Genomic DNA, 9789 nt, shown 5'->3' on the forward strand with positions numbered 1-9789 from the left:
GCGGGCTGGATCAGCCCGCCGCGCGCCCCGGGGCACGCTCAGTCGAGCAGCGTGATCGCGGTCGGCGCATGTTCGGCGCGTTCGGCCAGCGGCTCGAACTCGTTGATCGCGTCGATCTCGGCGCCCATCGCGATATTGGTGACGCGCTCCAGGATCACCTCGACCACCACCGGCACGCCGAACTCGGCGAGCAACTGCTTGGCCTGCTCGAAGGCCGGCGCGATCTGCTCGGGCTTCGACACGCGCAGCGCCTTGCAGCCGAGGCCCTCGGCCACCGCGACGTGGTCGACGCCGTAGCTGCCGAGCTCGGGCGCGTTGACGTTCTCGAAGGCGAGCTGCACGCAGTAGTCCATGTCGAAGGCGCGCTGCGCCTGGCGGATCAGCCCGAGGTAGGCGTTGTTGACCACCACGTGCACGTAGGGCAGCTTGAACTGCGCGCCCACCGCCAGCTCCTCGATCAGGAACTGGAAGTCGTAGTCGCCCGAGAGCGCCACGATCGGGCGCGACGGGTCGGCCGCGCGCACGCCCAGCGCGGCGGGGATGGTCCAGCCCAGCGGCCCGGCCTGGCCGCAGTTGATCCAGTTGCGTGCCTGGTACACATGCAGGAACTGCGCGCCGGCGATCTGCGACAGGCCGATGGTGCTGACGTAGCAGGTGTCGCGGCCGAAGGCCTTGTTCATCTCCTCGTAGACGCGCTGCGGCTTGACCGGCACCTCGTCGAAGTGGGTCTTGCGCTGCAGCGTGCGCTTGCGTTCCTGGCACTCGGCCACCCAGGCGTCGCGCGCCGGCAGCTTGCCGGCCGCCTTCCATTCGCGGGCCACCTCGATGAACAGCTCGAGCGCGGCCTTCGCATCCGAGACGATGCCGAGATCGGGGCCGAACACGCGGCCGATCTGGGTCGGCTCGATATCGACGTGCACGAACTTGCGGCCCTTGGTGTAGACCTCGACGCTGCCGGTATGACGGTTGGCCCAGCGGTTGCCGATGCCGAGCACGAAGTCCGAGGCGAGCAGGGTGGCGTTGCCGTAGCGATGCGAGGTTTGCAGGCCGACCATGCCGGCCATCAGCGGATGGTCGTCGGGAATCGCGCCCCAGGACATCAGGGTCGGGATCACCGGCACGCCGACCGTCTCGGCGAACTCGACCAGCAGGTCCTCCGCCACCGCGTTCAGCACCCCGCCGCCGGACACGATCAGCGGCCGCTCGGCCGCCGCCAGCATCGCGATCGCGGCCTCGGCCTGCTTGCGGCTGGCCTTGGGCTTGTAGACCGGCAGCGGCTCGTAGGTGTCGATGTCGAACTCGATCTCGGCCAGTTGCACGTCGATCGGCAGGTCGACCAGCACCGGGCCCGGGCGGCCCGAGCGCATCAGGTGGAAGGCCTGCTGGAACACGCGCGGCACCAGGGCCGGCTCGCGCACCGTGACCGCCCACTTGGTGACCGGCTTGGCGATCGATTCGATGTCGACCGCCTGGAAGTCTTCCTTGTAGAGCCGCGCGCGCGGCGCCTGGCCGGTGATCGCGAGGATCGGGATCGAATCGGCCCAGGCCGAGTAGAGGCCGGTGATCATGTCGGTGCCGGCCGGCCCCGAGGTGCCGATGCACACGCCGATATTGCCGGGCGCGGCGCGCGTGTAGCCCTCGGCCATGTGCGAGGCGCCTTCCACGTGGCGCGCCAGCACATGGCCGATCGCGCCCGAGCGGCGCAGCGCCGAGTAGAACGGGTTGATGGCGGCACCGGGAACGCCGAAGGCGGTCTGGATGCCTTCCTTCTCGAGCACCAGGACGGCGGCGTCGACGGCTCTCATCTTGGCCATGCATGTCTCCTTGGGAATGGCGGATCAGGTAGTCGGAGACACTTTATGGTTACGTGAAAGCTTTGATAAGATCGGCTCTCGTCGCTTATTTCGAAACTAAAAGTATCGAATTGCGGCTGCGTCCAGGCGCGGCGGCGCTTCGAGGCACAAGGAGGCAGGCAGGCGCATGGACCGCTTCAAGCAGATCGAAACCTTCGTGAAGGTGGCCGATGCCGGCAGCCTGGCCGCGGCGGCGCTGGAGGAGGGCGTCTCGCCGGTGGTGCTGGGCCGGCGCATCGACGCGCTGGAAAAGCGCCTGGGCGTCAAGCTGATGTACCGCTCGACGCGGCGGCTGGTGGTCAGCGAGGAGGGCGCGGCCTTCCTGGAGCGCTGCCGCGGCCTGCTGGGCGACTGGGACCAGGCCGAGAACGAGCTGGCGGCCGGGCGCCGCGCCGTCAACGGGCACCTGATCGTGTCGGCGCCGGCCGCCTTCGGCCGCAAGCACGTCGCGCCGCTCGCGCCGGAGTTCATCGCCGACAAGCCGGACCTGCAACTGTCCTTCAACCTGACCGACCGCGTGGTCGACCTGGTGCGCGAGGGTTACGACCTGTCGATCCGGATCGGCGGCGCGGTCGACCCGAACTTCGTGGCGGTCAAGCTGGCCACCAATCGCCGCGTGGTGTGCGGCACGCCCGAGTATTTTCGCCGCCATGGCCGCCCGAAGTCGCTCGACGACCTGCTGCGCCACAACTGCCTGGCCTTCAACCTGCAAGGGGGCCAGAACCGCGGCTGGTATTTCCGGCGCAACGGCAAGCTGGCGACGATCCGCGTGGCCGGCAATCTCGACTGCAACGACGGCGAGCTGCTGCACCGCTGGGCCTCGGAAGGGCGCGGGCTGGGCTGGCGCTCGACCTGGGAGATCGCGCGCCAGCTCGAGACTGGCGAGCTGGAGACGGTGCTCGACGAATTCGCGCTGCCGGACTACGACATCCTCGCGGTCTACCCGCAGCAGCGCTACGTCCCGGCCCGCGTGCGCTACTTCATCGACTACCTGCGCGAGGTCTATGCGCGGCCCGGCTACTGGGGCGGCACGCCCTGAGGCGGCGGTTCGGGGCCGGATCGGCGGGCCCGCGCGGCGCGCCTGCGGCGGCCCGATAGCGGACCAGAAGCGGGCCAGAAGCGGGTCAGGAGGGAGACAGGAGCCTCAAGTCGTTGAAAACACGGCCGATTCGCGCCACGAAAGCAGGGAAACCATTGCGTGCGCCCCTCATTCGGGTTATGATCCTCGGCTTCTCACTTGCCACACCGGTTCCGACGCCCGGGTGGCTTCAATCCACAAGGAGTGTGTATGCGTCATTACGAAATCGTCTTTATCGTGCACCCCGATCAGAGCGAGCAAGTGCCCGCCATGATCGAGCGTTACAAGTCCACGATCACCACGCGCGGCGGCCAGATCCACCGCGTCGAGGACTGGGGCCGTCGTCAACTGGCCTACATGATCGAGAAACTCGCCAAGGCTCACTACGTCTGCCTGAACATCGAGTGCGACCAGGCTACGCTCGACGAACTCGAACACGCGTTCAAGTTCAACGACGCGGTGCTGCGTCACCTCATCGTCAAGATGAAGAAGGCCGAAACCGGCCCGTCGCCGATGATGAAGGAAGTTCAGCGCGAAGAAGCCAAGAAGGCGGCTGCTGCCCAGCCGACCGAAGCGCAGGCTTAAGACTCACAAGGTCAAGCCACCAAGGATCGCGTCAACCCCGTGAACAGGCTGCAACTGACGGCAAGCGTCGTCGAGCGACAGGCGGTGCGCTACACCCCCGCCGGCGTTCCGATCGCGAGCTGCACCCTGCAACACCGCACGGAGGTCGTCGAGGCAGGCATCCGCCGACAGGTCGAAATGACGATCGAGGCGATGGCGGCCGGCGAGGCCAGCGGCAAGCTGGAAGCCTGCGAGATGGGCGTCGAGACGCTCTTCAGCGGTTTCCTGGCGAAAAAGAGCCGCAACGCGCGAACCCTGGTGTTTCACATCACAGCATTGCAGGACATAGGAAAGGACTGAATCATGCCCCGTCCCACTGGCAAGAAATTCGACAAGCGTCGTCAGCAACAAAACCCGCTCTTCAAGCGCAAGAAGTTCTGCCGCTTCACGGCAGCCGGCGTCGAGCAGATCGACTACAAGGACACGGAAACGCTGAAGGACTTCATCGGCGAAAACGGCAAGATCACGCCGGCGCGTCTGACGGGTACCAAGGCGCACTACCAGCGCCAGCTCGACACGGCAATCAAGCGTGCGCGTTTCCTCGCGCTGCTGCCGTACACGGATCAGCACAAGGCCTAAGGCCAGCGACGCAATAAGGAGAATTCGAATGCAAATCATTCTGTTGGAAAAAGTCGCGAACCTGGGCAACCTCGGCGACATCGTCAAGGTCAAGGACGGCTACGCACGCAACTTCCTGATCCCGAATCGCAAGGCTCGCCGCGCGACCAAGGACGCGATCGCTGAATTCGAAGTCCGCCGCGCGGAACTCGAGAAGGTCGCCGCCGAGAAGCTGGCCGCCTCGCAGGCAGTCGGCGAGAAGCTGGCTGGCCAGTCGTTCGAGATCACGCAGAAGTCGGGCGTCGACGGCCGTCTGTTCGGCTCGGTGACGAACGGCGACATCGCCGAACTGCTGAAGAAGGCAGGCTACGACGTCGAGAAGGCGCAAGTGCGCCTGCCGGAAGGCCCGCTGAAGATGATCGGCGAGCACGGCGTGCAAGTCGCGCTGCACACGGACGTCGTCGTCGACGTCACGATCAACGTGATCGGCGACCACGCCTAAGCGTCACGTTGTTCAGGCGCGGGCAGCCTCCATCGCCCCGCGCCGCGAAAGGGCAGGGTCCGGGAAACCGGCCCTGCCTTTTTTGTTTTCCGCCGCATTTCATCCGCCTGACGCTGGCGCCCCCCCTCGCATTTCGCGATAATCCCAAGCCATGAACGCGCCGCAAGATCCCCAACTCGAATCGCTGAAAGTCCCGCCGCACTCGGTCGAGGCCGAGCAATCGGTGCTGGGCGGCCTCCTGCTCGACAACGCAGCCTGGGACCGCATCGCCGACTTTCTGTCCCAACAGGATTTCTACCGCTACGACCACCGGCTGATCTACGAGCACATCGGCCGGCTGATCGCCGGCACGCGCCCGGCCGACGTGGTGACCGTCTACGAGGCGCTGGTCACGGCCGGCAAGGCCGACGACGTGGGCGGTCTGGCCTACCTGAACGCGCTGGCGCAGAACACGCCGAGCGCGGCCAACATCCGCCGCTACGCGGAAATCGTGCGCGACCGCGCGGTGCTGCGCCGGCTGGTGTCGGTGGCCGACGAGATTTCGGCCGACGCCTTCAATCCGCAGGGCAAGGAAGTCCGCCAGTTGCTGGACGAGGCCGAGTCGAAGGTGTTCTCGATCGCCGAGGACGGCGCGCGCGGCACCCAGGGCTTCCTCGAGATCGGGCCGCTGCTGACCCAGGTGGTGGAGCGGATCGACACGCTGTATCACACGGCCAATCCGAGCGACGTGACCGGCACGCCGACCGGCTTTGTCGACCTGGACCGGATGACCTCGGGGATGCATGGCGGGGAATTGATCATCGTGGCCGGCCGGCCGTCGATGGGCAAGGCGCAGCCGCTCGATGCCCGCGTCAGGACCCTGACCGGCTGGAAGGCGATGGGCGAATTGCGGGTGGGCGACATGCTCGCCTCGATCGACGGCAGGCCCTCCTTCGTCACCGGCCGTTATCCGCAGGGCGAACGCCAGGTGCATCGCGTGCGCTTCTCCGACGGCCGCTCGACCGAGTGCTGCGACGAGCACCTCTGGCGCGTCCATTACCGCGGCTGGGACAAGCCGCGCGTGCTGAACACGGCCGAGATCCGCAGCCTGCTGACGCGCAAGCGCTATCGCAACCGGCTGTGGATCGACCTGCACGAAGGGGAATTCGGGCGCGCCGAGCCCTTGCCGGTCGATGGCTGGGTGCTGGGCGCCTTGCTCGGCGACGGCGCGCTGGGCGGCACGGCGGTGCGCTTCAGCGTGAAGGCCGAGGCGACCCTGGCGCGGATGCGCGAGCGCGTCGACGCCTGCCTCGAACTCGAGCACGGCGGTCAATACGATTGGCGCATCGAGCGCCGGGCAGCCGGCGGGGAGATCGAGCGGCCGCCCGTCAATCCGCTCAAGGAGGCGCTCGAGGCGCTGGGCCTGTGGGGCTGCGCGAGCCACGACAAGTTCATTCCGCGCGTCTACCTGGACGCCGAGAAATCGGTGCGCCTGGACCTGCTGCGCGGCCTGCTCGATACCGACGGCTGGGTCGAGTCCTCGGGCACGGTCCGTTATTCGACGGCGAGCCCGCAACTGGCGCGCGACGTCTGCGAACTGGCGCGCTCGCTCGGCGCCTGGTGCTCGATCAGCGAGAAGGCGACCGCCTATACCTGCCAGGGCGAGCGCCGCGACGGCGTGACGGCCTATGTCTGCACCATCAGCCACCCCGATCCGCAGAGCCTGTTCCTGTTCGAGGGCAAGCGCGAGCGACTGACGGCAGGTCGCACGCGGCACAAGATGCCGGTGATCGTCTCGATCGAGCCGACCCGCGTCACGCAAACGCAGTGCATCTCGGTCTCGCATCCGACCCGGCTGTATATCACCGACGACTACGTCGTCACGCACAACACCGCCTTCTCGATGAACATCGGCGAATATGTGGCCGTCGAATACGGCCTGCCGGTGGCGGTGTTCTCGATGGAAATGCCGGGCAGCCAGCTGGTGATGCGTATGCTCGGCTCGGTCGGGCGGCTCGACCAGCATCGCATGCGCACCGGGCGGCTGACCGACGAGGATTGGCCGAAGCTCACGCACGCGGTGCAGAAGATGAGCGAGGCGCAGCTCTTCATCGACGAGACCGGCGGCCTGAATCCGATGGAGTTGCGCTCGCGCGCGCGACGCCTGGCACGGCAATGCGGCAAGCTCGGCCTGATCGTGGTCGACTACCTGCAGCTGATGACGGGTTCCTCGCAGGGCGAGAACCGGGCCACGGAAATCTCCGAAATCTCGCGTTCGCTGAAGAGCCTGGCCAAGGAACTCGACGTGCCGGTGATCGCGCTCTCGCAGCTCAACCGCGGCCTGGAGCAGCGGCCCAACAAGCGCCCGGTGATGTCCGACTTGCGCGAATCGGGCGCAATCGAACAGGATGCGGACGTGATCCTGTTCATCTACCGCGACGAAGTGTACAACCCGGACAGCCCCGACAAGGGCACCGCCGAGATCATCATCGGCAAGCAGCGTAACGGCCCGATCGGCTCGGTTCGGCTCACGTTCCTGGGGCCTTACACGAAGTTCGACAATTTTGCCGGTTCGCAGCATTTCCAGAGCGACTAAGCCCCGCTTGTAAAGCCCTGGGCCGCGAAGCGTTGTATCTCGTCGCAGCCCAGGCGATCGCTTCATCCGTATTTCCGGGAAACGGTACAATGACGCCGCTTTTTATGACAGTCATTTGACAAACACCCGGAAAATTCATGTTCGGTCGATTCATGCCCACCGAGGGCAAGTTTTTCGAAATCTTCAATTCGCACGCGAACTTCATCGTGGCCGGCGGCCGCGAGCTCGAATTGCTGATCGACAATCTCGCCGATGCCGAGATCCACAAGCAGAAGGTCCAGTCCGCGGAGAAGTCCGCCGACAAGCTCACCCATGAAGCGATCGACCTGCTGCACAAGACCTTCATCACGCCGCTCGACCGCGACGAAATCCACAAGCTGATCACCACCATGGACGACATCCTCGACCTGATGGAGGACGTCGCCACGGCCGTGTCGCTGTACGACGTGCGTGCCGTCACGTCCGAGGCCAGCCAGCTCGCGCACATCGTGCTCGAATCGGCCCAGCACGTGCAGGCCGCCGTGGCGCTGCTGTCCGACATGAAGCAGTCGGCGCGGATCCTCAAGGCCTGCGAGGAAATCGATCGCTGGGAGTCGGAGGCGGACCGCGTGCTGCGCTCGGCCATGTCCAAGCTGTTCCGCGAGGAAAACGACGTCAAGAACCTGATCAAGCTGAAGGCGGTCTACGAGCTGCTCGAGGAGATCACCGACAAGTGCGAGGACGTCGCGAACATCATCGAAGGCATCGTGCTGGAAAACGCCTGAGCCCGACACGATGCATTCGATACAACTCGCCATCTGGGCCGTCGCGACGCTGGTCATGGTCGCGCTCGTGTTCGACTTCATGAACGGTTTCCACGACGCGGCGAACTCGATCGCCACCGTCGTGTCGACCGGCGTGCTGAAGCCGCAACAGGCCGTCGCCTTCGCCGCGATGTTCAACGTCATCGCCTATTTCGTGTTCCACCTGAAGGTCGCGCAGACGGTCGGCAAGGGCACCATCGATCCGTCCATCGTCGATCACTACGTGGTATTCGGCGCGCTGGTGGGCGCCATCGGCTGGAACATCATCACCTGGTACTACGGCATCCCCTCGAGCTCCTCGCACGCGCTGATCGGCGGCCTGGTGGGCGCGGCGGTGGCCAAGTCGGGCTGGGGCTCGCTGAACCTCGACGGGCTGATGAAGACGGTCGCCTTCATCTTCATCTCGCCGCTGCTCGGCTTCGTGCTCGGCTCGCTGTTCATGCTCGGCGTGTCCTGGCTGTATTTCCGCACACCGCCCAGCAAGGTCGACCGGCGCTTCCGGCGCCTGCAACTGGTGTCGGCCGGGCTCTACAGCCTGGGCCACGGCGGCAACGACGCGCAGAAGACCATCGGCATGATCTGGATGCTCCTGATCGCCACCGGCTACGCCTCGACCACGGCCGATGCGCCGCCGGTCTGGGTGATCGCCGCCTGCTACCTGTCGATGGGCCTGGGCACGCTGTTCGGCGGCTGGCGGATCGTGCGCACGATGGGGCAGAAGATCACCAAGCTCAAGCCGGTCGGCGGTTTCTGCGCCGAGCTGGGCGGCGCGCTGACGCTGTTCTCGGCGTCCTGGATGGGGATCCCGGTCTCCACCACGCATACCATCACCGGCGCGATCGTCGGGGTGGGCGCCACCCGCAAGCTCTCGGCCGTGCGCTGGGGCGTGGCCGGCAATATCGTCTGGGCCTGGGTGCTGACGATCCCGGCCTCGGCCCTGATCGCCGCGGCCGGCTGGTGGGTCGGGCACCGCGTGTTCTGATCCCGGCACGAGGCGGCATGCCGCCGCCTCGCTCCGCAAAAACGAAGCGCCGCGAGCCGAAAGGCCGCGGCGCTTCGTTTTGGGCGCGACGAAACGCGCGTGGCGCTCAGGACAGCGCGTCGAGCAGCGCGTACCAGGCGACGCCGGCGCTGATGTAGAGCCGCTGCAACGCGTGCAGCGGAATCGGCCGGATCGGCGCGGGCGCGAGCGGCAGCTCGGGCGCGCTGCCGTCGATCGCGTCGGCGAGATGGCGGCCCAGCGTGGTGGCCAACGCGATGCCGCGGCCGTTGTAGCCGAGCGCGATGGTCAGGCCCGGCGCCGGGCGATGCAGGTGCGGCAGGAAATCGCGGGTGATCGCGATCCGTCCCGCCCAGCGATAGTCGTAGCCGATGCCGCGCAACTGCGGAAACATCAGGGCCGCCGCGCGTTCGAGATGGGCCCAGTCGGCGGCGGCACCCGGTTCGCTGAACGGCCCGCGCCCGCCCATCAGCAGGCGGCCCGAGGCGTCCTTGCGGAAATACAGCAGCAGGCGCCGCGAATCGGAAGCCACCTCGCCGCCGGGCAGGATGCCGCGGCCGATCTCGTCGGGCAGCGGCGCGGTCGCGACGATGAAGCTGTTGGCCGCGATGATCGACTGCCGCAGCCCCGGCCACAGGCCGTCGGTATAACCATTGGTCGCGATCAGCACCTGGGCGGCGCGGATCGTCGCGCCCTGCGCGGTGCGCAGGCGCCAGCCGGCACCCTCGCGCTCGAGGCCGAGCACGGGCGTGCCGCCATGCAGGATCGCGCCGGCGCGCTGCGCGGCGCGGGCCAG

The 9789-nt window shown here is 66.8% G+C and carries 10 protein-coding genes; 8 read left to right on the forward strand and 2 right to left on the reverse strand.

Translation table 11 applies throughout. From position 1 onward, the window contains the following. Positions 1–38: 38 nt before the first annotated feature. Complete coding sequence (gcl, locus tag F3J18_RS14380) at positions 39–1814, reverse strand: glyoxylate carboligase (RefSeq protein WP_025097614.1); 1776 nt, start codon at positions 1812–1814, stop codon at positions 39–41. A gap of 166 nt (positions 1815–1980) precedes the next feature. On the opposite strand from gcl, the gene F3J18_RS14385 reads away from it, so the two are divergent. The 8 genes from F3J18_RS14385 to F3J18_RS14420 all read left to right on the forward strand — a co-directional run bounded on the left by F3J18_RS14385 (position 1981) and on the right by F3J18_RS14420 (position 8975). After that, positions 1981–2892, forward strand: coding sequence for a LysR family transcriptional regulator (locus tag F3J18_RS14385; RefSeq protein WP_025097615.1), 912 nt, complete (start codon positions 1981–1983; stop codon positions 2890–2892). Positions 2893–3141: 249 nt separating this feature from the next. Further along, a complete protein-coding gene (rpsF, locus tag F3J18_RS14390) occupies positions 3142–3516 on the forward strand; it encodes a 30S ribosomal protein S6 (protein ID WP_013698302.1) in 375 nt (124 codons plus the stop codon). Positions 3517–3555: 39 nt separating this feature from the next. Further along, positions 3556–3855, forward strand: coding sequence for a primosomal replication protein N (gene priB, locus F3J18_RS14395; RefSeq protein ID WP_166913170.1), 300 nt, complete (start codon positions 3556–3558; stop codon positions 3853–3855). A gap of 3 nt (positions 3856–3858) precedes the next feature. After that, complete coding sequence (gene rpsR / locus F3J18_RS14400) at positions 3859–4134, forward strand: 30S ribosomal protein S18 (protein ID WP_006486248.1); 276 nt, start codon at positions 3859–3861, stop codon at positions 4132–4134. A gap of 28 nt (positions 4135–4162) precedes the next feature. Further along, complete coding sequence (rplI, locus tag F3J18_RS14405; RefSeq protein WP_025097617.1) at positions 4163–4615, forward strand: 50S ribosomal protein L9; 453 nt, start codon at positions 4163–4165, stop codon at positions 4613–4615. Between the two features lie 151 nt (positions 4616–4766). Then, positions 4767–7190, forward strand: a complete 2424-nt coding sequence (gene dnaB, locus F3J18_RS14410) for a replicative DNA helicase (protein WP_166913171.1) — start codon at positions 4767–4769, stop codon at positions 7188–7190. Positions 7191–7327: 137 nt separating this feature from the next. Next, entirely contained in the window at positions 7328–7954 is a 627-nt protein-coding gene (locus tag F3J18_RS14415) for a DUF47 domain-containing protein (protein ID WP_013698298.1), read from the forward strand. 10 nt (positions 7955–7964) lie between these two features. Continuing rightward, a complete protein-coding gene (locus F3J18_RS14420; protein WP_025097619.1) occupies positions 7965–8975 on the forward strand; it encodes an inorganic phosphate transporter in 1011 nt (336 codons plus the stop codon). 106 nt (positions 8976–9081) lie between these two features. On the opposite strand, the gene F3J18_RS14425 is transcribed toward F3J18_RS14420, so the two are convergent. Continuing rightward, on the reverse strand, positions 9082–9789 hold a 708-nt coding region (locus F3J18_RS14425; RefSeq protein WP_166913172.1), incomplete at its 5' end, for an FAD-binding oxidoreductase.

Source organism: Burkholderia sp. Ax-1720 (genome assembly GCF_011753035.1).
In the GTDB taxonomy this organism is placed as follows: domain Bacteria; phylum Pseudomonadota; class Gammaproteobacteria; order Burkholderiales; family Burkholderiaceae; genus Burkholderia; species Burkholderia gladioli.